The sequence below is a fragment of the Streptosporangium sp. NPDC000239 genome, assembly GCF_040300765.1.
Classification (GTDB): Bacteria; Actinomycetota; Actinomycetes; order Streptosporangiales; family Streptosporangiaceae; genus Streptosporangium.
Map to the genome: position 1 here is coordinate 273,889 of NZ_JBEPEI010000004.1, position 24,676 is coordinate 298,564.

The 24,676-nt window shown below is 70.0% G+C and carries 24 protein-coding genes; 11 read left to right on the top strand and 13 right to left on the bottom strand.

The features are described from left to right. Positions 1-864: 864 nt before the first annotated feature. Positions 865-1,638 (bottom strand): Fic family protein, encoded by a 774-nt coding sequence (locus ABT340_RS13520; protein WP_352011002.1) that lies wholly within the window; start codon positions 1,636-1,638, stop codon positions 865-867. Between the two features lie 324 nt (positions 1,639-1,962). Here ABT340_RS13520 and acs point away from each other — a divergent pair, with 324 nt between their 5' ends. From acs to ABT340_RS13545, 5 genes are all read left to right on the top strand, one after another. Beyond that, positions 1,963-3,948 (top strand): acetate--CoA ligase, encoded by a 1,986-nt coding sequence (acs, locus tag ABT340_RS13525; RefSeq protein WP_352011003.1) that lies wholly within the window; start codon positions 1,963-1,965, stop codon positions 3,946-3,948. Between the two features lie 274 nt (positions 3,949-4,222). After that, positions 4,223-5,479, top strand: a complete 1,257-nt coding sequence (gene nhaA / locus ABT340_RS13530; RefSeq protein WP_352011004.1) for a Na+/H+ antiporter NhaA — start codon at positions 4,223-4,225, stop codon at positions 5,477-5,479. Next, positions 5,476-5,964, top strand: a complete 489-nt coding sequence (locus ABT340_RS13535; RefSeq protein ID WP_352011005.1) for a phage holin family protein — start codon at positions 5,476-5,478, stop codon at positions 5,962-5,964. The genes nhaA and ABT340_RS13535 overlap by 4 nt, the downstream gene beginning before the upstream one ends. Continuing rightward, entirely contained in the window at positions 5,961-6,884 is a 924-nt protein-coding gene (locus ABT340_RS13540; protein WP_352011006.1) for an alpha/beta fold hydrolase, read from the top strand. The genes ABT340_RS13535 and ABT340_RS13540 overlap by 4 nt, the downstream gene beginning before the upstream one ends. Further along, positions 6,881-7,339: a DUF309 domain-containing protein gene (locus tag ABT340_RS13545; RefSeq protein ID WP_352011007.1), complete on the top strand. Its 459-nt coding sequence runs from the start codon at positions 6,881-6,883 to the stop codon at positions 7,337-7,339. Before ABT340_RS13540 ends, ABT340_RS13545 begins: the two co-directional genes overlap by 4 nt. Positions 7,340-7,782: 443 nt before the next feature. Here ABT340_RS13545 and ABT340_RS13550 read toward each other — a convergent pair whose 3' ends face one another. Next, positions 7,783-8,982, bottom strand: coding sequence for a MarP family serine protease (locus ABT340_RS13550; RefSeq protein ID WP_352011008.1), 1,200 nt, complete (start codon positions 8,980-8,982; stop codon positions 7,783-7,785). Positions 8,983-9,055: 73 nt separating this feature from the next. Here ABT340_RS13550 and ABT340_RS13555 point away from each other — a divergent pair, with 73 nt between their 5' ends. Continuing rightward, positions 9,056-9,646 carry a HEAT repeat domain-containing protein gene (locus tag ABT340_RS13555; protein ID WP_352011009.1) on the top strand — a complete coding sequence of 197 codons (591 nt, stop codon included), beginning with the start codon at positions 9,056-9,058 and terminating at the stop codon, positions 9,644-9,646. On the opposite strand, the gene ABT340_RS13560 is transcribed toward ABT340_RS13555, so the two are convergent. The 6 genes from ABT340_RS13560 to ABT340_RS13585 all read right to left on the bottom strand — a co-directional run bounded on the left by ABT340_RS13560 (position 9,596) and on the right by ABT340_RS13585 (position 14,559). Then, on the bottom strand, positions 9,596-10,237 hold the full coding sequence (locus tag ABT340_RS13560; RefSeq protein ID WP_352011010.1) for an NUDIX hydrolase: 642 nt from the start codon (positions 10,235-10,237) through the stop codon (positions 9,596-9,598). The genes ABT340_RS13555 and ABT340_RS13560 overlap by 51 nt on opposite strands. 73 nt (positions 10,238-10,310) lie before the next feature. Beyond that, positions 10,311-11,075, bottom strand: coding sequence for an endonuclease III (gene nth, locus ABT340_RS13565; RefSeq protein WP_352011011.1), 765 nt, complete (start codon positions 11,073-11,075; stop codon positions 10,311-10,313). Positions 11,076-11,123: 48 nt separating this feature from the next. Then, positions 11,124-11,864 carry an rRNA methyltransferase gene (locus ABT340_RS13570; protein WP_352011012.1) on the bottom strand — a complete coding sequence of 247 codons (741 nt, stop codon included), beginning with the start codon at positions 11,862-11,864 and terminating at the stop codon, positions 11,124-11,126. 51 nt (positions 11,865-11,915) lie between these two features. Continuing rightward, entirely contained in the window at positions 11,916-12,737 is an 822-nt protein-coding gene (locus ABT340_RS13575) for a TrmH family RNA methyltransferase (RefSeq protein WP_352011013.1), read from the bottom strand. Between the two features lie 101 nt (positions 12,738-12,838). Beyond that, on the bottom strand, positions 12,839-13,936 hold the full coding sequence (locus tag ABT340_RS13580) for a DmpA family aminopeptidase (protein WP_352011014.1): 1,098 nt from the start codon (positions 13,934-13,936) through the stop codon (positions 12,839-12,841). Continuing rightward, positions 13,933-14,559 carry a TetR/AcrR family transcriptional regulator gene (locus tag ABT340_RS13585; protein WP_352011015.1) on the bottom strand — a complete coding sequence of 209 codons (627 nt, stop codon included), beginning with the start codon at positions 14,557-14,559 and terminating at the stop codon, positions 13,933-13,935. The genes ABT340_RS13580 and ABT340_RS13585 overlap by 4 nt, the downstream gene beginning before the upstream one ends. Before the next feature lie 136 nt (positions 14,560-14,695). On the opposite strand from ABT340_RS13585, the gene ABT340_RS13590 reads away from it, so the two are divergent. Both ABT340_RS13590 and ABT340_RS13595 read left to right on the top strand, forming a co-directional pair. Continuing rightward, positions 14,696-16,120: an APC family permease gene (locus ABT340_RS13590; protein WP_352011016.1), complete on the top strand. Its 1,425-nt coding sequence runs from the start codon at positions 14,696-14,698 to the stop codon at positions 16,118-16,120. A gap of 277 nt (positions 16,121-16,397) precedes the next feature. After that, positions 16,398-17,078 (top strand): Crp/Fnr family transcriptional regulator, encoded by a 681-nt coding sequence (locus ABT340_RS13595; protein ID WP_086567499.1) that lies wholly within the window; start codon positions 16,398-16,400, stop codon positions 17,076-17,078. A gap of 3 nt (positions 17,079-17,081) precedes the next feature. Here the strand turns inward: ABT340_RS13595 and ABT340_RS13600 are convergent, their stop codons facing one another. Genes ABT340_RS13600 through sp36 form a run of 4 tightly spaced genes read right to left on the bottom strand, consistent with a single transcriptional unit; the run spans position 17,082 to position 19,358 of the window. After that, positions 17,082-17,879 carry an MBL fold metallo-hydrolase gene (locus tag ABT340_RS13600; RefSeq protein WP_352011017.1) on the bottom strand — a complete coding sequence of 266 codons (798 nt, stop codon included), beginning with the start codon at positions 17,877-17,879 and terminating at the stop codon, positions 17,082-17,084. Next, positions 17,876-18,715 carry an NUDIX hydrolase gene (locus ABT340_RS13605; protein ID WP_352011018.1) on the bottom strand — a complete coding sequence of 280 codons (840 nt, stop codon included), beginning with the start codon at positions 18,713-18,715 and terminating at the stop codon, positions 17,876-17,878. Before ABT340_RS13605 ends, ABT340_RS13600 begins: the two co-directional genes overlap by 4 nt. Positions 18,716-18,747: 32 nt before the next feature. After that, positions 18,748-19,206 (bottom strand): RidA family protein, encoded by a 459-nt coding sequence (locus ABT340_RS13610; protein WP_352011019.1) that lies wholly within the window; start codon positions 19,204-19,206, stop codon positions 18,748-18,750. Next, positions 19,203-19,358, bottom strand: a complete 156-nt coding sequence (sp36, locus tag ABT340_RS13615; protein ID WP_221460272.1) for a Sp36 family protein — start codon at positions 19,356-19,358, stop codon at positions 19,203-19,205. The genes ABT340_RS13610 and sp36 overlap by 4 nt, the downstream gene beginning before the upstream one ends. Before the next feature lie 158 nt (positions 19,359-19,516). Here sp36 and bagA point away from each other — a divergent pair, with 158 nt between their 5' ends. Next, positions 19,517-20,521, top strand: coding sequence for an ATPase BagA (gene bagA, locus ABT340_RS13620; protein WP_352011020.1), 1,005 nt, complete (start codon positions 19,517-19,519; stop codon positions 20,519-20,521). Further along, positions 20,518-21,666 (top strand): ATPase BagB, encoded by a 1,149-nt coding sequence (gene bagB, locus ABT340_RS13625; RefSeq protein ID WP_352011021.1) that lies wholly within the window; start codon positions 20,518-20,520, stop codon positions 21,664-21,666. Before bagA ends, bagB begins: the two co-directional genes overlap by 4 nt. 158 nt (positions 21,667-21,824) lie before the next feature. Here the strand turns inward: bagB and ABT340_RS13630 are convergent, their stop codons facing one another. Further along, complete coding sequence (locus ABT340_RS13630) at positions 21,825-22,121, bottom strand: WhiB family transcriptional regulator (RefSeq protein WP_012887233.1); 297 nt, start codon at positions 22,119-22,121, stop codon at positions 21,825-21,827. A gap of 308 nt (positions 22,122-22,429) precedes the next feature. On the opposite strand from ABT340_RS13630, the gene ABT340_RS13635 reads away from it, so the two are divergent. Then, positions 22,430-24,655, top strand: coding sequence for a transglycosylase domain-containing protein (locus ABT340_RS13635; RefSeq protein WP_352011022.1), 2,226 nt, complete (start codon positions 22,430-22,432; stop codon positions 24,653-24,655). Positions 24,656-24,676: the final 21 nt, after the last annotated feature.

The window sequence follows — 24,676 nt, forward strand, 5'->3', positions numbered from 1 at the left end:
ACAGGGAACAAGGACGGGACAGGAGCAGGCGGTGAGACACAGCCGGAAGGCAGGACACGACCAGACCGGAAGGCGGGGCGCGGTCAGGTCGCGAGACGAGAAGAGCCCAGGGACCCGGCCCTCGTCGATCCGGTCGGGGCCTCACGAAGGAACGTCCCGGCCGTCCTCCGCGTACCGCCGTACGCGGGGTGGGGAGAAAAAGTGGCGACCCCCGCCGGGGGGGAGAGCGGGGGCCGCCAACCGGTCCGGCTCTGGGGGGGTAGAGCCGGTCCCGTTTCAGAAGAAAGCCTCAACGGTTGACCAGGGCATGGCAAGGACATTGCATGCCCAAGCGTGCGTGGTCTCTCCACTTTGTGGAGATACCACCTCATGCTGCCCGATCAAGTTGAGTTTCGTCGAGGAGCAATCTGCAGTTTCCGCTAGTTTTTTTCAATGTAACGATCTCGCATAGGCATAGCGGCCAATCGGGCGCGTCCCTAATAGGCCCGTTTTCGATCACACAGCGTGACCGGTCGCCAGGGGTCACGAAGATCACCCGGCATACCAGGCGCCCTACATGGGCGATTTGTCCATAAATGTCCCATGTTCGGTAAAGGACCCGCCCCAAGGGGTTCCCAACAGCCCGAATCCGTCATACAAAGGGTGCACGGACCACTTGTCCGAGTTGTCCGAGCACGAACCGCCGGGTACCCACGTGCCGCCGAGCCGCGGGAGGCACGTCGAGTACGGGTCTCGACCCGTTCCGACGATAGACAGGTGCACGCTTGGTAACCCGGTGGCGTCGTGTTAGCGACGGCGCCCCATGACCAGGGGCGCCGTCTGCTGTGTCCGAAAGGCGCGTCGGCGAAAGGCCGCAAGGACACCTCAGCCGCGCTGCATGGCCTCACAGATCGCCGTGGCCTCACGCACCCCGAGGACGACCGCGTCCGCGCAGTGCCGTACCCACGTCGCCATCCCGTCCGGCGTCCCGCTCAGGTAGGCCCGCAGGCCCCGCGGATAGGCGGCTCCGAGTTCGAGGTGACCGACCTCCACGACCGCCAGCGACTTGGGGTCGAGGCCGTATTCGACCAGCGTCAGACGCTCCGCCGCCCTGGCGATCACCCCGTCGGCCGATCCGAACGGCCGCAGCACCGCCAGCTCCGCGTGGACGACGGCGGCCAGCACCAGGGCGGGTGCCGAGGTCGGGCCGGTCAGGAGGCCGACCAGGCCGTCCACCCGGGCCACTGTCTCCTCGGGCCCGGGAGCGGCGCCCAGGCCGAGCGGGTCGGGCGCCGTCGTGGAGGACCGGGGGCGGCCCAGGTCGTCGCCCTGTCCCGACGCGGCGAGGGTGTGCAGCCTCGCCAGCACCTGGCGGGGTGCCGTACGCCAGGTCGCGCCGAGTCGTCCCAGCTCGGCCGAGACGCGTAGCGCGCCCTGGACGACCGGGTCGGCGGTCTCGGGGACGGCTTCCAGCGGGACGTCGGCGCCGTCGAGGGCGGCGGACGCGCGGGCACCGCGCAGCGCCGACCTGGCGGAGACCTCGGGACTCTTGCGCCGCAGCACACGGTGGCCGTAGAGCCGGTCGACGGCCTTGCGCGCCTCGGCGACGGCCTCGGGTACGCCCGGCATCTCCGCGATGACAGCCAATGGGTCGCTCACGCTCCCCGACCATAGCGGCCGGGTGCCGGGAGGCGGACACACCCCGTCCTTACGGACAGCCCGTAAGTACGGGACCTCCGGGGGCGGGAGGCGCTCAGTACGGCCCCCCGCTAAAGGCTGCCGAATAGCGTCATCTACATTCTTACGATGACAAAAGAGCAACGTTTCCGCTGCGGTTGTTATCCGGTGTTAAGGCGCCTGTGAACCGTACGGACCGCTATCACCGATTGGTACAGACCAGTCTAGACCTCTTGTGGCGGGCACCTCTGGCCTGGTGAAGTGGAACACGAACAGTAGACGAGCAGTACGTATAAGGAGTGTGCAGTGGCCCCGGAGACCCCTGGTTCCGAGTCGCGTGAGACCCAGGAGACGCTGTCAAACCTGCTGAACGAGACCCGGCGGTTCGCCCCTCCTGCCGAGCTGGCCGCGTCCGCGAACGTGACCGCAGAGGCTTACGAGGAGGCCGCGCGTGACCGTCTGGCGTTCTGGGACAAGCAGGCCGACCGGCTGACCTGGTCCAAGCGCTGGGACAACACCCTTGAGTGGAACGCGCCCTTCGCCAAGTGGTTCGTCGGCGGGGAGCTGAACGTCGCCTACAACTGTGTGGACCGGCACGTCGAGGCGGGCAACGGCGACAAGATCGCCTACCACTGGGAGGGCGAGCCCGAGGGCGACAGCCGTACGATCACCTATGCCGACCTGCAGCGGGAGGTCGCCAAGACGGCCAACGCCCTGCAGGAGCTGGGGGTCGGCAAGGGTGACCGGGTGGCCGTCTACCTGCCGATGATCCCCGAGCTGCCGATCACGATGCTCGCCTGCGCCCGCATCGGCGCCATCCACTCCGTGGTGTTCGGCGGCTTCTCCGCCACCGCCCTCAGCGGCAGGATCAAGGACGCCGACGCCAAGGTCGTGGTCACCGCCGACGGCGGCTACCGCCGTGGCGCGCCCAGCGCCCTGAAGCCGACCGTCGACGAGGCCGTCAAGGAGTGCCCCGGCATCGAGCACGTCGTGGTCGTCCGCCGGACCGGCCAGGAGGTCGAGCAGACGGACAAGGACATCTGGTGGCACGACCTCGTCGAGCGCCAGTCCGAGACCCACGAGGCGCAGCCGCACGACGCCGAGCACCCGCTCTACATCCTCTACACCAGCGGCACCACCGGCAGGCCCAAGGGCATCCTGCACACCACGGGCGGCTACCTCACCCAGACGGCCTACACCCACTACTCCGTCTTCGACCTCAAGCCGGAGACCGACGTCTACTGGTGCACCGCCGACATCGGCTGGGTGACCGGCCACTCCTACATCGTGTACGGCCCGCTCGCCAACGGCGCCACCAGCGTCATCTACGAGGGCACCCCCGACACCCCGCACCGGGGCCGGTTCTGGGAGGTCGTGCAGAAGTACGGCGTCACGATCCTCTACACCGCGCCCACCGCGATCCGCACGTTCATGAAGTGGGGCGACGACATCCCCGCCAAGTTCGACATGTCGTCCCTGCGCGTCCTGGGCAGCGTCGGTGAGCCGATCAACCCCGAGGCCTACGTCTGGTACCGCGAGCACATCGGCGGCAACCGCACCCCGGTCGTGGACACCTGGTGGCAGACCGAGACCGGCGCGATCATGATCAGCCCGCTGCCCGGTGTGACCAGCGCCAAGCCGGGTGCGGCCATGCGCCCGCTGCCGGGCATCACCGCCGACGTGGTCGACGACCAGGGCAACAGCGTCGGCAACGGCGGAGGCGGCTACCTGGCCATCCGTGACCCGTGGCCCTCCATGCTCCGTACGATCTGGGGCGACGACCAGCGCTACATCGACACCTACTGGTCCCGCTTCGAGGGCATGTACTTCGCGGGCGACGGCGCCAAGAGGGACGCCGACGGCGACATCTGGCTCCTCGGCCGGGTCGACGACGTCATGCTCGTCTCCGGTCACAACATCTCGACCACCGAGGTCGAGTCGGCCCTGGTCTCGCACCCGAAGGTCGCCGAGGCCGCGGTCGTCGGCGCGACCGACCCGGTCACCGGCCAGGCGATCGTCTCGTTCGTGATCCTGCGCGGCAGCGTGGAGGAGAGCGCGGACATCGCGGCCGAGCTGCGCAACCACGTGGCCAAGACGCTGGGCCCGATCGCCAAGCCGCGCCAGATCCTGGTCGTCCCCGAGCTGCCGAAGACCCGTTCCGGCAAGATCATGCGGCGTCTGCTGCGTGACGTCGCGGAGAACCGCAGCATCGGTGACGTCACCACGCTGGCCGACAGCACGGTGATGAACCTCATCTCCGAGAAGCTGCCCAGCGCCAAGAGCGAGGACTGAGGACCGTCTCGGGCGCCGTGGGCGGTCACCCCGCCACAGGCGCGGCGCGCGGATGAAGAGCGAGACAGATGATGGCTCCCGGTTCGCGCCCCTCGATGTCGCCGCCCACAAGGCGAGGGCGACCGAGGGCGCGACCGCCCATCATGAGTGATATGCGACACTGAGGTACTGCGAATCCCATTCGTCGGCCTTCTGTAGGCTGGCGATCAGGTGTGCCGGGAAGTCTGGTCGGCCAGGGAGGGAACCGGCCCTGCCTGTACTCCCCGGAGGTCGCATGCGTCGCGTTGCCGAAATCTGGCCGTTCAGGCCCACCATCCACCACTCCCGCACGCTCGCCGAGGCGCTGAGGACGGAGACGGTCGGCGGCGTCATCATGCTGGCCGCCACGGTCGTCGCGCTGATCTGGGCGAATGTGTCCACCGGCTCGTATGAGGCGCTGCGCGAGACGACGTTCGGCCCCGCCTCTCTCCACCTGGACCTCAACCTCCGCGAATGGGTCCAGAACGGCCTGCTCACGATCTTCTTCTTCGTGGCCGGCATCGAGGTCAAGGAGGAGTTCGTCCACGGCGAGTTGTCCAACCTCCGCAAGGCCGCGTTGCCCATCCTCGCGTCGATCGCCGGGATGGTCGTCCCCGTGCTGGTCTACCTGGCGGTGAGCTGGGGGGCTCCCGGGGCCGGACAGGGCTGGGCCGTACCCACCGCGACCGACATCGCCTTCGCGCTCGCGGTGCTCGCCGTGACGGCCAGCGCGATGCCCCCGGCGCTACGCGCCTTCCTACTGACCTGCGCGGTGGTCGACGACCTCGGTGCCATCGCCGTGATCGCCGTCTTCTTCACCAACCACCTCAACCTCCTCGCCCTGGCCGCCGGAATCGCCGTCATCGCCCTGTACGGCCTGCTCCAGGCCAAGCGGGTCCGCGGCCCGTGGATCTATCTCCCCCTCGCCCTGGCCGCCTGGTACCTCGTGGAGATCAGCGGTGTTCACGCGACCGTCGCCGGGGTAGCCCTCGGTCTGATGACCCGTGTGCGTAACGATCCCGGCGAGGAGAACTCCCCCGCCGAACTGGCCGCCCACCGCCTGCGCCCCCTGTCGGCCGGGTTCGTCGTGCCCGTGTTCGCGTTCATGTCCGCCGGGGTGACGCTCGCCCCGGAGGCGCTGGGCACGATGTTCACCGACCGCGTGGTGCTCGGCGTGATCGCGGGGCTGGTCGTCGGTAAGTTCCTCGGCGTCTTCGGCGGGGCGTGGCTGGCCGTACGGCTCGGCCTGGCGAGACTGTCCGAGGAGCTGCACTGGCGGGACATGGCGGCCGTCTCGACACTGGCCGGGATCGGCTTCACCGTGTCGCTGCTCATCGGCGGCCTGGCATACGGGGACGATCCGGGACGGGTGAACGCGGTGACCACAGGTGTGCTCGCGGCGAGCCTCATCTCGTCGGTCCTGGCGGCGATCCTGCTCCGGCTACGCGTGCGCAAGCGCGCCGGCGCACAGGATGATGATGGACACCGGCGCTCGATAGGAGATCCTTCATGACACACAACCCGGCCGCGGAGCCACTGTCCGCAGAACCACAGGAGGAGTCGCTCGGCCTGCTCGTCGCCAACGCGACCGACCACATCTCCACCCTGGTCCGCGCCGAGATCGAACTGGCCAAGGCCGAGCTGAGGTTCGACGCCAAGCGGGTGGGCACGGCCGCCGGACTCTTCGGCGCCGCCGCGTTCATGGCCCACCTGTGCCTGATCCTGGCCTCCTTCGCCATCGCGTACGGCCTGGTCGCCCTGGGCGTGTGGGACTGGCTCGCCTTCACCATCGTCACGGTGTTCTACCTGGTCGTCGCGGCCCTGCTGGTCCTGTTCGGGGTGCGCAGGCTCAAGGGCCTGACCGGAATGCGCCGGACCATGCGCTCGCTCAAGAACCTCAAGGGAGGCGAGCCGGAGACCGGCCTCGCCGCCGCCCCCGCCCCGCAGGGCGCCGGGCAGGTCGGTTCCCACCGCGAACCGGTGAGTCCGGACCAGTGAACGAGCCGGACGAGTCCCTGGTCAGGATCGAGGGCCCGTGGACCCATCGCTCGGTCCACGCGGGGGGCACCCGCTTCCACGTGGTCGAGGCCGGTGAGGGCCCACTCGTCCTGCTGCTGCACGGTTTCCCGCAGTTCTGGTGGACCTGGCGCCACCAGCTCGTCTCACTGCCCGCCGCGGGCTACCGCGCCGTCGCCGTCGACCTGCGGGGGTACGGCGCCAGCGACAAGCCGCCGCGTGGCTACGACCTGCCGACCCTGGCCGGTGACGCGGCCGGGCTGATCAGGGCTCTCGGCGAGAGCGGCGCGACCGTCGTCGGTCACGACTGGGGCGGGCTGCTGGGCTGGACCATGGCCGTCCGGGACCCGAAGTCGGTCCTGCGGCTGGTCCCGGTCGCGGCGCCGCACCCGCTCAGGCTCCGCTCCGCCCTGCTGACCGGTTCCCTCCGCCAGATCAGGGCGAGCGCCTACGCGCTGGGCTTCCAGCTGCCCTTCCTGCCGGAGTGGCGGCTCACCGCGAAGGACGGCGCGCTGGTCGGACGGATGCTCGACGAGTGGTCGGGGCCCGGCTGGCCGGAGGCCGAGGTCGCACGGACCTACCGCGAGGCGTTCCGCATCCCGACCGTGGCGCACTGCGCGCTGGAGTACCACCGGTGGTTCGCCCGCTCCCAGCTCCGTCCCGACGGCCTGCGCTACGCCAGGATCATGCGCGGTGAGGTCCACGCGCCCACGCTCCAGGTCCACGGCGCGCTCGACCCGCACACCCTGCCGCGTACCGCCCAGGGATCGAGCCGCCACGTGACCGGGTCCTACCGGTGGCGGCTGATCGAGGGGGCCGGGCACTTCCCGCACGAGGAACGGCCAGAGGAGTTCGACGCCGAACTCCTGTCCTGGCTCGCGGACGCGGATCTCGACCGATGACGGACCATCCGATCCCCAGAGACCGCGACCCCGAGGGCAGGCCGCGCAACCGCCGCCCCAGGGACGCCTTCGGCCGTCCCCTGCCGCACGACGCGCAGGGTGTGGAGCGTGTCCCCGACGACTACGCGCCGGACGCCGCCGAGGCGCTCCATGAGGCACGCAGGCTGCTCGGCGAGGGCAGGCCCTTCCACGCGCACGAGGTGCTCGAAGGCCGTTGGAAGACCTCTCCTCAGGAGGAACGCGAGCTGTGGCAGGGCCTGGCGCAGATCTGCGTCGGGCTCACCCACCTCCAGCGAGGCAACCCCCGCGGCGCCGCCGCCCTGTTCACCCGCGGAGCCACCAGAATCGCCCCGTACGGCCCGCCGTACGAAAAACTAGCCCAAGCAGCCCGATCCCTAGCAGAAACCCCAAAAACCCCAGAAGAGGCCATAAGCACCATCAAGCACCTTCTCTGATCCGGCTTAGGAAACTCTCGGTGCCAGGAGTGAAGGGTTCGGGGTACCGGCGCTAAGTGTGAGGGGTTTCGGTTCGGGCGCGCCGACGCTTGGACTGAGGAGTGAGGGAGCGAAGCGGACGAACGACGAGGGAAAGCGTTGGCCTGAGGCGCCCGAACCCGCGACGCCGCCAGGCGGAGCAAAGAGACAGGGCTTGGGCGCGTCGGTGCTTGGACTGAGGAACGCAGGAGCGAAGCGACGCAGAGACGAGGGAAAGCACCGACCTGAGGCGCCCAAGCCCGCGACGCCGCCAGGCGGAGCAAAGAGACAGGGCTTGGGCGCGTCGGTGCTTGGACTGAGGAACGCAGCGACGCAGAGACGAGGGAAAGCACCAACCCGAAGCGCCCGAACCCGCGACGCCGCCAGGCGGAGCAAAGAGACCCAGCCAGGCGGAGCAAAGAGACTCAGCCGTTACGGTCGCACTCCTGGGTGCTTACCTGGTTGAACAGCTTGGAGCCGTCCTCGGCGTCCGGGGAGACCTCGGCCGCCGTCAGTGCGAAGCCGGTCTCCTGCTGGTCGAGGGCCGCCGCGAAGACGACCCCGTACACCCGGCCGTCGGGGGTGAGCAGCGGGCCGCCCGAGTTGCCCTGGATGACCGAGCCGCGGATGGAGTAGATGTCGCGGACGACGGTCTTGCGCTCGTAGATGTCGGGGCCCTTCGCACGCTGTTTCACCCGGATGCGGGCCTCGGCGAGGGTGAAGCCCTGGCCGTGGGGGAAGCCCGCGATGATGGCGTCGTCGCCCATCGTCGCGGTGCCGTCGAAGCGCAGCACCGGCATGTTGAGGCCGGGGACGTACAGGACGGCGATGTCCCGGTCGGGGTTGTAGAGCACGACCCTGGCCGGATGGTTGTTGTTGAGGTAGTCGGTGACCTCCAGCTCCTGGTCGACCCCGGCGACCACGTGGGCGTTGGTCATCACCCTGTTCTGCGAGAAGACGAACCCGGTGCCCTCGATGTGCCTGCGGCAGCTGGTGGCCACGCCCTGGACCTTGACGATGCCCCGGCGGGCCCGCTTGAGCTGGACTCCCTTGGCCACGCTCTGGTCCGGGGGCGGGACCTCGACGAGCTGGTTGCCGCCGATGGCGCCGAACACCTTCGGGAAGCCCGAGGTGTCGATGAAGCGCTTGAACGGCTTCTGGAAGTCCTTGGCCGCGGGAGGCAACGCCTGGTCGACCGTACTGATCAGCAGAGAGCCGTTGATCTGCTCGCTGAGCAGCGTGAACGGCGAGGAGGCGATCAGTGAGCCGATCAGCCAGGCGATGACCAGCACGGAGAAGGCGCTGGCGAAGGTGCCGCCGACCGCGTCGACCACCTTGGCCGGTTCCCAGGTGACGTGGCTGCGGACCACCGCGCCGATCGTGGAGGAGGCGAACTGCCCGATCGTCGCGGCGAGGAAGACGATGACGATGGCGAGCAGCGCCCGCTCGGTGTCGCCGTCGACTATGGCCCCGGCGATGGGAGGGGCGATGAACATGCCCAGCAGGGCACCGCCGACGAATCCGATGAAGCTGAGGGACCCGATGATGAACCCCTGACGGTACCCCGACACCGCGAAGGCCACCATAAGGGCGATCAGGATAAGGTCGAGGAGATCACCACGCACCCCTTAACGGTATCCAGCCCTTGGCCCGCGCGTGCACCCCTTGCCGGAGGTCCCGGCCGTTATCGTGGGCCGTATGGCAACGATCGGGGGGTCGCCGGCTGTGGAAACGCTCATCGAGACCGCGCTGCGGGACAGGGACCAGGACGGCACGATCCGCTGGAAAGCCATCGCCATGCTGCACGAACGGGGCGATCTGGAGACCTTCACCGCGGCCAGACGACTGTGCGCGGGCAACACGGCCACCGAGCGGATGCTCGGGGTGGACATCCTCGGCAGATTGCCGTTCGTCGACCGAAGTCTGCCGGTTCTGCGCTTCCTGGCCGCCGCCGAGGACGACTGCATGGTGCTCTACTCGGTGCTGATCGCCTTCGGTCACCTACAGGACGGCCGCGCGCTGCCCTCGGTGGTCACGCTGAGCGAGCACGAGGACTCCAGGGTCAGGTACGGCGTCGCCCACGCACTCCCGAAGATCATCGGTGCTCCGCCGGACCCGGCGGGCCTGGCCGTACTCGAACGGTTGACCGGGGACCCCTGCGAGGACGTGGCCGAGTGGGCGCGTCTCGGGCTGGCCCTGTCCACCGGGCGTGAGATCGAGGGGGGCGGCTGGGAGGGGTCAGCGGGCGGCGAGGTTGACGACGTCGGGAGGCATGTCCTCGACCCGTGACCTGTCCCAGGGGCGTTCGAAGGCGGAGCCGGCGAGCACCCCGTCGAGCACCCCGGCGGTGAAGCCCCACACCAGCAGCCCGCGGACCCGGAAGGCCGGGCCGGCGAAGCCGCTCGGGTGACGCAGGGTGACGCGGTTGGCCGGGTCGGTCAGTTCGGACAGCGGGACCCGTTCCACCGACTCGACCTCGTTCGGCGAGGCCGCGTGCACCACGGAGGGGGTGTGCCACCAGCCGACGACGGGGGTGACCCGGTTGTCGCTGCGCCAGATGTACAGCTCGGGCATGGTGCCGACGACATGGACGCCCGCCGGGTCGAGCCCGGTCTCCTCGCGGGCCTCACGCAGCGCCGCGGCGACCGGACCGCCGTCGTCCGGGTCGATCCCGCCGCCGGGGAAGGCGGGCTGTCCCGCGTGTCTGCGCCCGCGTGAGCTGCGCTGGATCAGGAGCACGTCGGGGCCGAGCGGCCCCTCGCCGAACAGCATGAGCACCGCGGCGTGACGGCCGCCGGTCTCCGGCGGGCGCATGGCCAGGGGAACCGGTTTCCTCGCGACCCGTTCGGCGAGCGTCTCCAACCAGCCGGGCACTTCCACGGGCACACCTCCGGTCTGTTCCGGTCTCTGCAACACGCCGTACGGCCTCGTGCTTCCCGACGATCCGGTCATGTCAGGGAAGAGGGCCGGAACGGACCAGTTTCGCGGCCTCGACGGGGTCGGTCGGGCCGGTGCCGTACGAGGGGCAGAGGGCGACCAGGGGGCAGGCGCCGCAGGCGGGTTTGCGGGCGTGGCAGACGCGGCGGCCGTGCCAGATCAGGCGGTGGGAGGCCATCGTCCACTCCCGCTTCGGGATGAGCTCGCCGACGATGTGCTCGATCTTGACGGGGTCGGTCTCCTCGGTCCATCCGAAGCGCCGCACGAGCCGCTGGAAGTGGGTGTCCACGGTCAGGCCCGTCACCCCGAACGGTTCTCCCGTCTTGGGGTCACGCGCGTTCCCGAGGACCACGTTGGCCGTTTTGCGGCCCACACCGGGCAGGGTGACCATCTGTTCGAGGGTCCTGGGCACCTCGCCGCCGAATTCGTCGCGCAGCGCGATCGACAGTCCGATGATCGACTTCGTCTTGGCCCGGAAGAACCCGGTGGACTTGATGATCTCCTCGACGTCCTCCGGGTCGGCCGCCGCGAGGTCCTCGGGGGTCGGATACTTCGCGAAGAGCGTGGGCGTCACCATGTTCACGCGGACGTCGGTCGTCTGCGCCGACATGACCGTGGCGATCAGGAGCTCGAACGGGCTGTTGAAGTCGAGCTCACAGTGGGCGTCGGGGTAGGTCTCCATGAGCACCCGGTCCATCCGCCGGGCCCTGCGCACCAGGCCGAGCCGGGTCTCGTTCTTGAATCGTCTCGTCCTCTGCCCAGGGGTCAACTGCGTCGCCATGGCCTCAAGCGTAGGTGGTGTCCGGCCCTGCGGCCTCGGAGATTCCCGTTAACCGGCGGAGAGGTCGGCCGCCTTCAGGAGCACGGTTGAGCGGTTGCCGACACGGAAGGAGACCCGTGGGCGCGCGACGTCCCCGACCGGGACCCGGCGCCCCTTGGCCGTGACCGCGATGACCGATCCGCCGCCGAGGACGGAGGCCAGGGAGCCCAGCATCTCCGGCACCCCGGTGCCGCCGATCCAGCTGGTCTGCTCCTCGTAGGGGACGTCGGTGATCACGATGTCGGGCGCGGCCGTGGAGACGACGGCAGCGAGCTCGGCCGGCCGGAACACGTCCGCCCGGCTGACCGTGGTGGGCAGCGCCCCGCCCTCCCTGGTGAGCCGTCCGCCCAGGCGGCGCGCGCTCGCCGCCGCGTCCAGGTAGCCGGGTTTGCCGAAGCGTCCGGCTCGCTCCTCAAGCACCCTCGCCCGGCGTTCCATGGCCTCAGGATCGACCAGGGCCAGGTTCTCCCGGGCGAGCACCAGCGCGTTCTCCGCGACGTCCGAGGCGACCAGCGAGGAGACCTCACGCCGGTGCAGCAGCCCGAGAACGGTGAGCAGATAGCCGCTCCCGCAGCAGGGGTCCCATATCACCGCCGGGGCGTCGCCGCCGCGCAGCTCCAGGGCGCGCAGGAAGATCTCCGAGACCAACCTGACGGGAAAGGCCGGGAATCCCGGGGCCGAGCGCAGGACGGTGCCGCTCGCGAGATCCGTGTAGTCGTCCTTGGCGACCACATGACGGTAGCCCGTCACTCCCGCCCCCTTCTCCGACGCCTTTCCACTGAGAGCCAAGGCGGTCTCACATCAGTCCCTGGCTGTGGGGAACCCGCGCTGCCGGGCGGCCTCGTAGAGCATCAGGGTCCCCGCGGAGGCCGCGTTGAGCGAGCTGGCGGCACCCCCGATCGGAATCCTGACGATCTCGTCGCAGGCCTCGCGCCAGCGGGCGCTCATCCCGACGGTCTCGTTGCCCACCACCAGCAGGACCGGGCCCGTCAGGTCACAGTCCTGTACGGAGGTCCCGCCGGTCTCGTCGGTCCCGATGATCTTGACCGGGGTGCCCCGCCCGCGCAGGGACTCCACCCATTCGAGCACCTCGTTGACGCCGGGAGCCCTGACCACCGGCAGCCTGAAGATCGATCCTGTGCTGGCGCGCACGGTCTTCGGGTCGTAGACGTCCGCGGCGTGGCCGGTGATGATCATCCCCGAGGCGCCGAACGCGTCCGCTGAACGGGTCAGCGTCCCGATGTTGCCCGGGCTCGTCGGACGGTCGAAGGCCACTCCCAGCAGGTCGTGCCCCTGGGGCAGGCGTCCCAGGTCGTCCGGCCGCAGCGCGCCGACGGCCACGAGCTCCGGCGCCGCCGACTCTCGTTCTCCGAGTTCGAGCAGCAGTTCCGGGGCCACCGGCACCGAACGGACCCCGCTGTCACGGATGAGACCCTCCGCCCACGCCGACAGGTGCTGACCGTGTGGGTAGAGCAGACAGCGCAGCGGCCAGCCGTGCTCGACCGCGAGCGTGATCGGGCGGACCCCGTGGATGAGGAACTCGCCGAGCTTCTGCCGCTTGTTCCGGTTGGTCAGCAACGCCTGCCACGTCTGGAACCGGTCGCCGCGGCTGTGCACCCCCACGGCGCCACTTGCCGGACGCGTGCCCCGGCCCGTGCGGGCACCGTGGTTGCGCGATCCGTCACGTTGTCTGTCACCCGGCATGGGCAGGAGCCTACCGGCCCTCACTCCACGCGGTTCGCGGACGACACCTGGGTGCCGAGCAGGTCGAGAAGCTGGGCGACGGGGATGGCGGGTGAGCGGCGACCCTCACGGCCGATCATGGTCTCGGCGCCCAGGAGGGCGTTGAGCACGGCCTCCTCGACGGCCTCGACGACGGCCTCGTAGAAGACGTCGAGCCGGCTCCACGGGATGAACCGCATGCTCTCGTAGACCGGTTCCTCCCCGGGGAAGCCCGAGGTCAGCGCGCCGGGGTTGCCGGTCGAGAAGGCCAGGAAGATGTCTCCGGAGAAGTGCGAGCCGGTGGTCCCGGTACGGGCGAGGCCCAGCGGGACCCTGCGGGCCAGCGCGGTGCACTGCAGCGGCAGCAGCGGCGCGTCCGTGGCGACGACGACGATGACGGAGCCCGCCCCCGCCGGGGAGTCGTGCCCGTCCATGGGGTCGTCGTCCGTGAGCGACCTGCCGACGGGCACGCCGCAGACGGTCAGCTCCTTGCGGGCGCCGAAGTTGGCCTGGAGGAACGCCCCGACCGTGTAGGTGTCGGCCCCATAGTCGACCAGCCGGGAGGAGGTGCCGTTGCCGCCCTTGAAGCCGTAGCAGTTCATCCCGGTGCCGCCGCCGACCGAGCCCTCGGCGACCGGTCCCGGGCGGGCCGCGTCGATGGCGGCCACGGCGTGCTCGGGCCGTACGTGGGGGCCGTTGATGTCGTTGAGGTAGCCGTCCCAGGTCTCGGCGACCACGGGCAGCAGCCACTCGGCGGCGACCTCGGGCTTCTCACGGGCCACCCAGTCGATGACCCCGCGGTGGCAGGTGCCGACGGCGTGGGTGTTGGTGATGAGCACGGGCAGCCGAAGGGAGCCGGTCTCGCTGAGCCAGGAGGTGCCCGTCATCTCGCCGTTGCCGTTGAGCGAGAACCACCCCGCCGCGCACGGCACCTCGAAGTCCGCGCGCCCGCGTGGCAGCAGCGCGGTCACGCCGGTGCGGACCGACTCCCCCTCGATCAGCGTGGTGTGGCCGACCTCGACCCCGGGAACGTCGGTGATCGCGTTGTCCGGCCCCGTACGGCCCGGCAGCGGCAGGCCGAGTTCGCGCGCCCGTGTCATCGTTCTTCAGGTCCTTCCAGGTTCTCCAGGTCGCAGCCGGTGACGTCGGCGGCGTAGGTCAGCAGCAGGCGCTCGGCCTGCCCGGCGTCGAGGGTGGGTACGGCCTGCGTGACGTGCAGGCCGAGGCCGTCCTCAAGCATGACGAGGTTGCGGGCGAGGGTGACGGCGTCACGGGTCAGCGTGAAGACCCCCGTCGCGGCCCCGGCCTCCAGGATGGAGGCGTACAGGGTGACCTGCCGTTCGCACAGGCGGATGTGCTGGGCGGAGTAGGCGGGGTCCCTGCGGGCGTAGGTGCCCAGCTCGTACAGCAGGACGCACAGTTCGTCGTCGCTGCCGGCCGGCAGGCCCGCGCGGATCATGCCGAGCAGCCTGCGTCTGGGGTCGGGTTCCTCGGAGGCCGCCCGTTCCCGCTCGACGCAGAAACGCTCGACCGCCTCGTGCTGCACCTCCTTCAGCAGGTCGGTCAGCGCCGGGAAGTAGTACAGGACCGACCCCGCCGACATGTCCGCCTGCTCGGCGACGTCCCGCAGACGCAGGTCGACGACGCCGTGCCGCAGCACCGCCCGGCGGGCGGCGGCGACGAGCTCGGCGCGCTTCTCGTGTGCTCGGCTGGGTCGTGCCATGCCGGTGATTCTCTAGACATCGGTCAAAGAACGCAACCGGGGAAGGTGACACGGAGCTTTTACACGGAGGTGTATTGACGTACATCTCACAGAGTTCTTTGATGCATGTTCAAAGAACCACGCCTGAGGAGGCGCCGTGACCCCCCACGACACGAGCCCGTCCACCCCCACACCGCCACCCGCCCCGACCGGCTCCCACCCCCACCTGCACCGGGGCCTGAAACTGCTGGGCACCCTGTTCATCACCCTGTCGGCGATCTCCCCGGCGTCCTCGGTGTTCATCATCGCCCCGGGTGTCATCGGCCAGGCGGGCTCGGGAGCCTTCACGGCCTTCCTGGTCGCGGGCGTCGTGGGGATCTTCATGGCCTTCGTCTACGCCGAACTCGGCTCGGCCTACCCGCTCAGCGGCGGCGAGTACGCGATCGTGGCCCGTACCTTCGGGCGGCTGCCCGGTTTCGTGGTGCTCGGCCTGTTCATGGTCACCCAGCTGCTGATCATCGCGGTGATCGCGCTCGGCGTCGGCACCTACCTGGCGGTCATCTTCCCCGGCCTGCACGCCCCGACCGTCGCGGCCGTGACCACGGTCGTCGCCACCGTGCTCGCCGTGTTCGACATCAAGCTCAACGCCTGGGTGACCGGCGTCTTCCTGGCCATCGAGATGCTCGCCCTGGTCGTGGTGAGCGCGCTGGGCTTCCTCAACCCCGAGCGCTCCCTGGCCGACCTGGTGCTGCACCCGGTGGCCGCGGGCCAGGACGGCACGGTCGTCGCGGCCTCGGCCGGGGTGATCGGCGCCGCCACCGCGGTGGCCCTGTTCGCCTACAACGGCTACGGCGCCGCCGTCTATCTGGGCGAGGAGACCCAGGACGCCCACCGGGGCATCGCCAAGACGGTCCTGTGGGCCCTGGGCATCACCGTCGCCGCCGAGCTGATCCCGGTGACCGCGGTGCTCATGGGCGCGCCCTCGCTCCCCGGTCTCTTCGGCGCGGACAACATGATGGAGTACTTCATCACCGCACGCGCCGGGACGACGCTGAACAACGTCCTCAGCCTCGCCGTCGCCCTGGCCATCTTCAACGCGGTCCTGGCGATCATCCTGGTCACCGCCCGCATGATCTTCAGCACCGGCCGCGACACCACCTGGCCGTCCCCGGTCAGCAGGGCGCTGGCCTCGATCCACCCCCGCTTCGGCAGCCCGTGGATCGCCACCATCGGGGCCGGGCTCATCGGCGCCGGGTTCTGCTACGCCGACGAACGGTTCCTGCTGGTCGTGACCGCGACCACGATCATCGCGATCTACGCGGCGCTGTGCGTCGCGACCCTCACCGGGCGCCGCAACGGCTCGACCTCGCACGCCGCCTACCGGATGCCGTGGTTCCCGGTGGCGCCGGTGCTCGCCCTGCTGGCCATCGGGTACGTCGCCTACCGCAACCTCCTCGACCCCGAGGTCGGGCGGCCGAGCCTCCTCATCACCGTCGGCATCGGGATCGTCTTCGCCGCTTACTACCTGCTGGTCCTGCGCAGACGCGGCGCGTGGGAGCTGCGCGGCGCGGCCGACGACTGACAACGCCTCTGTTAGGGGACCCCGTGCCCGCGGGTGCGGGGTCTGAGAGACGGTCTGGGACGCGGGAGGAGGGACCGACGTCGGGTTCGCCCATCTATATGGGTAGATTTCCGGATGAGCGTGATCCAGCCGTCGAACACGGCGGACCACCGCGAGCCGGGTCCAACCCAGCGGAACCACCGCCGTGGAGTCCCGGCGGCCTTCACGCCGGGCCCCTTGAGAACGACTCGGTGTGATAGGTCACAATAACTGCGTGAGCCGTGAAACAGGAGGCACTGTGAACACCGACGACGTGCTGGCCAAGGCGCCTCTGTTCTCGGCGCTCGACCGTGAGGGCGCCGCCGCGCTGCGTACGAGTGTCTCGGAGGTCGAGCTGTCCAAGGGACAGACCCTCTTCAGCGAGAACGAGACCGGAGACCGCCTCTACGTGGTCCTCGAAGGCAAGATCAAGCTGTCCAGGACCGCCCCCGACGGGCGGGAGAACCTGCTCAGCGTGCTCGGCCCCGGTGAGATGTTCGGCGAGCTCTCGCTGTTCGACCCCCGTCCCCGTACGGCCTCGGCGACGGCGCTGACCGACGTCCGCCTCGCCGGTCTGGGCCACGACGACCTGCGCCCGTGGCTGACCGGCCGTCCCGAGGTCGCCCTGCACCTGCTGCGCGCCCTGGCCCAGCGGCTGCGCCGTACCAACGACGTGCTGGCCGACCTGGTCTTCACCGACGTCCCCGGCCGGGTCGCCAAGGCCCTGCTCGACCTGGCCGAGCGCTTCGGGCAGCGGATCGACGACGGTGTCCGGGTCCACCACGACCTCACCCAGGAGGAGCTGGCCCAGCTGGTCGGCGCCTCCCGCGAGACCGTGAACAAGGCTCTGGCTGACTTCGCCCAGCGCGGCTGGCTGCGCATCGAGGCCAAGGCCGTGGTCATCATGGACCTGGAGCGCCTGCACAACCGCTCGCGCTGACCCTCACTCGCCGAGGCCGTCCAGATAGGAGAGCTGGGCGCGGACCGACATCTCCGCGGCCGGCCACAGCGACCTGTCGACCTCCGCGTAGACGACCTCGACGATCTCCCTCGCCGTCGTCGCCCCCTGCCGCCTGGCCCGCCTGATCTGGTCGAGCCGCCGCCTGCGGTGCGCGACGTAGCCGTCGAGCGCGCCGACCGGGTCGGGCAGCACCGGGCCGTGTCCCGGCAGCAGCGCCCGCGCCCCGACCTTCTCGACCGTCGCCCGCAGACGGTCGAGGGAGCGCAGATAGTCTCCGAGGTCCCCGTCCGGGGCGATCACGGTCGTCCCCCTGCCCAGCACGGTGTCCCCGGTGAGCACGGCCCCGTCCTGCGGCAGCCAGAAGCACAGCGAGTCGAACGAGTGGCCCGGAGTGCCGACGACGTGCAGTTCGAGGTCGCCGACCGTGATCACGTCTCCGTCGCCGAGCCCCTCCGTGCCGAGACGGTGCCGGGGGTCGAGGGCCCTGACCGGGGCTCCGACCAGCTCGGCGAACCTCCTGGCACCGCCGCTGTGGTCGTCGTGACCGTGGGTCAGCAGGACCGCCCGCACCCGGCGCTCCCCGAGGTGGGCGGCGACCCGCCGCAGATGGGCCTCGTCCTCGGGGCCGGGATCGACGACGAGTGCCTCCTCCCCGACGCCGACCACCCAGGTGTTGGTGCCCTCCAGGGTCATCGCGGAGGGGTTGGGGGCCAGGATCGCGAACGCGTTGGCGGTTCCCGACCCGTCGGGGCCGTCCAGGGGGATCCGCAGCCCGCTCATCCCACACCGGGTCCGTAGTCGTCGTCGAGCACGATCCGCATCTCCCCGTCGACCTCGGCGATACCGGGCATGTAGCTCACGATCTCACGTTCGGCCGCCAGGACGCCGGCCACGGCCGGGTGCGCGGAGACCTCCCGCAGCGTGCGGTAGGTCGGGGGCATCAGCCTGATCAGCCCCCGCCGCGCCTGGTCCAGCGCGTCGGCCGGCCGTACCCAGATGACCTTGTCGGCCTCGCCGCCGACGTCGCGGGTGCGCTGGCCCGGCGGGAGCGCGGCGACGAAGAAGCGGGTGTCGAAGCGCCTCGGCTCGGCCACGGGGGTGATCCAGTGCCCCCAGGGGCGCAGCAGGTCGGCGCGCAGCACCAGGGACCGCCTGGCCAGGAAGTCGGTGAAGGACAGACTCCTGTCGATCAGGGCGAGCCGGTCGGCCTCCCAGTCGTCCCCGGTGGTGTCGGCCACCACCTCCCGCGCCGAGGGACCGGCGAGCAGCACGCCCGATTCCTCGAACGTCTCCCTGACCGCCGCGCACACCAGGCCGCGCGCGGTGCCCTCCGACGTGCGGAAGGCCCGCGCCCACTCGGCGGGCGGCGGACCGGCCCAGGCGAGCGCCTGGTCGGCGTCCCGAGGATCGACGGAACCGCCGGGGAAGACGCAGGCGCCCGCGGCGAAGGCCATGCTCGCCGTACGTCTCAGCAGGTAGACCTCGACCCCCTGGCGTGGGTCCTCGCGCAGGAGGACCACGGTCGCGGCGTCCCGGGCCGGGACGGGCTCGGCCCGCCCGGCCAGGATGTCCCGTGCCCGCTCGCCCAGCTCACCGCGGAGCGGAATCCCGCCCATCAGATCCCTCCGGTTTCGGCCCTGTCATCCGGTCAGACGACCTCGGCGACCAGTTCGACCTCGACCGGGGCGTCCAGCGGCAGTACGGCGACGCCGACCGCGCTGCGGGCGTGCTTGCCCGCGTCCCCGAGGATCTCGGCGAGCAGCTCACTGGCGCCGTTGACCACCTGCGGCTGGCCGGAGAAGGCCGGGTCGCTGGCCACGAAGCCGACGACCTTGACGATCCTGACGATGTTCGACAGGTCGCCGACCACCGACCCGACAGCGGCCAGGGCGTTGAGCGCGCAGGTCCTGGCGAGCTGGTGGGCGTCCTCCGGGCTCACCTCGGCGCCGACCTTGCCGGTCGCCAGAAGCTTGCCGTCCACCACCGGGAGCTGGCCCGAGGTGTAGACGTGGTTTCCCGAGCGGACCGCGGGGACGTAGGCCGCCAGCGGCGCGACGACCTTGGGCAGCGTCAGGCCGAGCTCGCTCAGCCGCTCCTCCGGCGTCACTGCTTCGGCCGCTTCAGGTAGGCGACAAGCTGCTCGGGGTTGGGCCCCGGCACGACCTGGACGAGCTCCCAGCCGTCCTGGCCCCAGTTGTCGAGGATCTGCTTGGTCGCGTGCACCAGCAGCGGCACCGTCGAGTACTCCCATTGCGTCATGGGGGACACATTAGCGACAGCCGCCCCGGTGGACGGCCGTCCACCGGCTCCCACCACGTCCGTGTCCCTTTTCGGATGGATCGCCAGTGAGAATCGGCATATTCGTGGGTGGACGGTCCGGGCGAATCGGCAGGGGGCCGTTGGGTAGCCTTCGAAGCGTGAGAGCTCGTGACACCGACTGGGACGGCGTACGCCTCCATGTCGTCACCGGTAAGGGCGGGACCGGCAAGACCACCGTCGCCGCCGCCCTCGCCCTCGCGCTCGCCTCGGGCGGGCGCAGGGTCCTGCTGGTCGAGGTCGAGGGCCGTCAGGGAATCGCACAGGTCTTCGACCTGCCGCCGCTGCCGTACGAGGAGCGGAAGATCGCCGTCGCGCCGGGAGGCGGTGACGTGCACGCGCTGGCCATCGACCCCGAGGAGGCCATGCTCGACTACCTGGAGATGTTCTACGGGATGCGCAGGGCGGGCAAGGCTCTCACCAAGATGGGCGTCGTCGACTTCGCGACCACCATCGCCCCCGGTTTCCGCGACGTCCTGGTCACCGGCAAGACCACCGAGGCCGTACGGCGCAAGGGCAAGGACGGCAGGCGGATCTACGACGCCGTCGTGCTCGACGCCCCGCCGACGGGGCGGGTCGCCCGCTTCCTCAACGTCACCAGCGAGGTCGCCGGGCTCGCGAGGGTCGGGCCGATCAAGAATCACGCCGACCTGGTCAACGGCGTCGTCTCCTCCCCGGAGACCGCGGTGCACTTCGTCACACTTCTTGAGGAGATGCCGGTCCAGGAGACCCTGGACGGGCTCGACGAGCTGCGGGAGGCGGGCCTGCCGCCCGGAGGGATCTTCACGAACATGGTCAGGGAGTCGCTGCTGCCCGCCTCGGTCCTCGACGCCGCGGCCAAGGGCCGCTTCGACCCGGCCGAACTGGCGCTCGGGCTGAAGGCCGCCGGGCTCGCCGAGGGCGGCGCGGACGCCGCCGCGGTGGCCGACGCCCTGACCGAGGAGATCGCCGAGCACGCCCACCGCACCAGGCTCGAACGCCGTGAACGGCGCTCGCTGGACACCTCGGGCAGGCCCCGCTACGAGCTGCCGCTGCTGTCCGACGGGGTCGACCTGGCGGGACTCTACGAACTGGCCGAGTCGATCCACGCGCAGGGAGCGGCATGAACGAGCGGTCCGGCAGGCTCAGGGCGGTCCCGGTCCTCGACCTCGACGCGATCATCGACGACCCGGGCACCAGGATCGTGGTCTGCTGCGGCTCCGGCGGCGTCGGCAAGACCACGACGGCCGCGGCGCTCGGGCTGCGCGCCGCCGAACGCGGCCGATCCGCCGTCGTGCTCACCGTCGACCCCGCCAGGCGACTGGCCCAGTCCATGGGCCTGACCGAGCTCGACAACACCCCGCGGCCCGTCGCCGGGGTGAAGGGCGAGGGCAGGCTGCACGCCATGATGCTCGACATGAAGCGCACCTTCGACGAGATCATCGAGGCGCACGCCGACCCGGAACGGGCCCGGCAGATCCTGACGAACCCCTTCTACCAGTCTCTCTCGTCGAGTTTCTCCGGCACCCAGGAGTACATGGCGATGGAGAAGCTCGGGCAGCTCCGCCGCTCCGGCGACTGGGACCTGATCATCGTCGACACCCCGCCGTCGCGCTCGGCGCTCGACTTCCTCGACGCCCCGGAACGGCTCGGCCGCTTCCTCGACGGCAGGCTCATCAGGCTGCTCATGGCTCCCGCGAAGGCGGGCGGGCGCAGCGCGTTCAAGCTGCTCAACGCCGGGTTCGGCATCGTGGCGGGCGCCCTGACCAAGCTGCTTGGCGCGCAGGTGCTCAAGGACCTGCAGACGTTCGTCTCGGCCCTCGACGCCGTCTTCGGCGGCTTCAGGGCCAGGGCCGAGCAGACCTACAAGCTCCTGCAGGCCCCGGGGACGGCCTTCGTCGTGGTGGCCGCGCCGGAGCGCGACGCCATGCGGGAGGCCTCCTACTTCGTGGAGCGGCTGGCCGAGGAGCGCATGCCGCTGGCCGGTCTGGTGGTGAACCGGGTGCACCGGGCGCCCGCCGCCGTGCTGTCGGCCGCGCGCAGCACCGCCGCGGCCGAGGATCTGGAGACGCGGGGCGAACACGACCTCACCGCCGCCGTCCTGCGCCTGCACGCGGGCCGGATGCAACTGGCCGCGCGTGAGGACCGTGAACAGGAGCACTTCCTGTCGGCGCATCCCACGGTGCCCGTGGCCCGGGTCCCGGCGATGTCGCAGGACGTGCACGACCTGGCGGGCCTGCGCAGGGTCGGTGAACTGCTGACGGCCCAGTAGCGAGGGTTCTCAGGCTCTCGGAGGCCTCTTTCTGGCCTCCGAGAGCCTGACACCCCGCGGTCTTCGGGAACCTGGCATCCCGTCTCCGGGAACTGACGTCCCGCGGACGCGCGGGTACGGCCGGCGCGGTGCGCCAGCCGTACGGGATCTGCGCGAACTCAGCCGGCGATCAGCTCGTTCGTCCGCTCGTACTCCTCCTTGGCCAACTCCAGCAGGTCACGCCAGGAGTCGACGTCCGGTCGCCGGCGTAGCAACGCCCGGCGTTCGCGCTCGGTCATCCCGCCCCACACCCCGAACTCGATGCGATTGTCCAGCGCATCGGCGAGGCACTCGGTCCGGACCGGGCATCCCCGGCAGATCAGCTTCGCCCGGTTCTGGGCAGCGCCCTGAACGAAAAGCGCGTCAGGATCCGCACCCTTACAGGCCGCACGGGAGGTCCAATCCGTGATCCACATTCGACCCCACTCCCCTTAGGTGGTCAGTCGTGACTTGGGGCCGACGGGCGCGGGCGTCGAGCCTCCGTATTCAGTTGCCGCAGAAGGAGAACGTACGCAATCAGACGTTCGGGCCGACAGACCCCGGCGGGACCAATTTCCCGCATGGTCATCGGCGGCCATCTGGCCGGTAATGACTAGTCACCTGCGTCCGATACGGGAGTGAGGCACAGCGAAGTGGTGTTCCGTTACCGTTTGGGCTATCCGTCCGACGTACCCTTGGTGTCGTGCAAGCTCAAGGCAAAGCTCACAGGTCAGTGCTCCGTGGCATGGGCAACGTGGTGCGGTTGCTCGCCGCGGCCACCGTCACTGGCGTGCTGGTCGCCGCTGTGGCGTTCCCCGCGGTCGGCGGGGCGGGGCTGACGGTCAAGTCGGCCACGGAGGAGTTGCACCTGCTCCCCGAGGAGCTGAAGGAACCTCCGCTCGCGGAGAAGACCACCCTGCTCGACGCGAACGGCAAGCAGTTCGCCCAGTTCTACTACGAGAACCGCGAGTCGGTGAAGCTCGACGAGGTCTCCGACATCATGAAGACCGCGATCGTCGCGATCGAGGACTTCCGGTTCTACGAGCACGGCGCGATCGACCCCGAGGGCACACTTCGCGCGGCCATGAAGAACTTCAGCGGGGGCAGCGTCCAGGGTGGTTCCTCGATCACCCAGCAGTACGTCAAGCTCGTGCTGCTCAACGCGGCCGAGACTCCCGAGGAGCAGAACGCCGCGATCGAGCAGACCCTCGAACGCAAGCTGAACGAGCTTCGCTACGCGCTGGCCATCGAGGAGAAGTACACCAAGTCGGAGATCCTTGAGCGCTACCTCAACATCGCCTACTTCGGTGCCGGAGCCCACGGCATCCAGGCCGCGGCCAAGCGTTTCTTCGGCAAGGACGCCTCCAAGCTGAACCTCGTCGAGGCGGCGACGCTGGCCGGAGCCGTGCAGAACCCCAACAGGACCGACCCGAACGTGGGCAAGGCGAGCCGTGAGCGGCTGCTCGAACGGCGCAACATCGTCCTGAACCGGATGGCCGAGCTCGGCAAGATCACGACGCAGGAGGCCGCGGAGGCCAAGGCCAAGAAGCTGGGTTTCAAGGACACCCCGGTCCCCGGCGGCTGCGACGTGAGCTCCTACCCCTACTTCTGCCTCTACGCCCAGAACGAGCTGCTCAACGACGAGTCCTTCGGCAAGACCCCCGAGGAGCGCAAGAGGCTGCTCCAGCGGGGCGGTCTGACGATCAAGACGACGCTCGACCCGAAGATGCAGTCCGCGTCCGAGAAGGCCATCAGGAAGTTCGTCAAGGCCAGCGACAAGCCGGTCGCCGCGCAGGCGATGGTCGTGCCCGGCACCGGCGCCATCAAGGCGATGGCCGCCAGCCGCGACTTCGGGCGCAACAAGAAGAAGAACCAGATGAGCTACAACCTGGCGGGCGACAGCCAGCACGGTGGCGGCACCGGGTTCCAGGCGGGTTCGACGTTCAAGGTCTTCACCCTGCTCACGGCGCTGAACAAGGGCTTCAAGATCAACGACGGTTTCAGCACCGGCGCCGGTTACAGCGCCTCAAGCTATGGCTCCTTCCGCGACTGCAAGGGCAACCCGGTCGGCATCCCCAGCCACACCGTGCAGAACTCCAGCGAGGGCGAGGGCGGCTTCAACACGCTGCTCACCGGCACCCGGAACTCGGTCAACACCTTCTTCATGCGCCTTGAGGAGGAGGTCGGCCTCTGCGACGTGGTCAAGACCGCCAAGAGCCTCGGCATCAAGCGGGCCGACGGAGACAAGCTCAAGGAGGTCGAGACCTTCACCCTCGGCGTCAACGAGATGGACCCGGTGACGGTCGCCGCGGCCTACGCGGGCATCGCCGCGCGCGGCACCTACTGCAAGCCGATGGCCATCACCGAGATCCGTGACCGCAACAACAAGGCCACGCAGTACAAGCCGAAGTGCCAGCAGGTCCTGGACGAGAAGGTCGCCGACGCCGCCGCGCACATCATGTCCGGGGTGTTCACCAAGGGCACGATGAGCCAGTACGGCGGCATCGGTCGTCCCGCGGCCGGCAAGACCGGCACCACCGACGGCTACACCGCCGCCTGGTTCGCCGGGTTCACCCCCGACCTCGCCTCCTCCGTCAGCCTCGGCGACCCGCGCGGCGCCTTCCAGCACGACCTGACCGGGGTGACCATCGGCGGCACCTACTACCCCTACGTGTACGGCGCCACGATCTCGGGACGGATCTGGAAGTACTCCATGATCGACGCGCTGAAGGGCGTCGACCCGACACCCTTCACCGCGGTGGACAAGGACCGCTTCGGCGGTTGCACCAGGTGCGCCCCCAAGCCGCCGCCGAAGCCGGACAAGCCCGGTGACGGCGGCCCCGACCGGGGCCGTGGCGGCGGCGACCGCCCCGACGACAACGGCACCATCGAGAACGACGGCAACGGCGGCTGGTTCGGCGGCCGGGGCAAGAACAAGAAGGGCGACTCCAACCGTCCCATCGGCCGCTGAGCGGCCCGCACATGGCCGGAG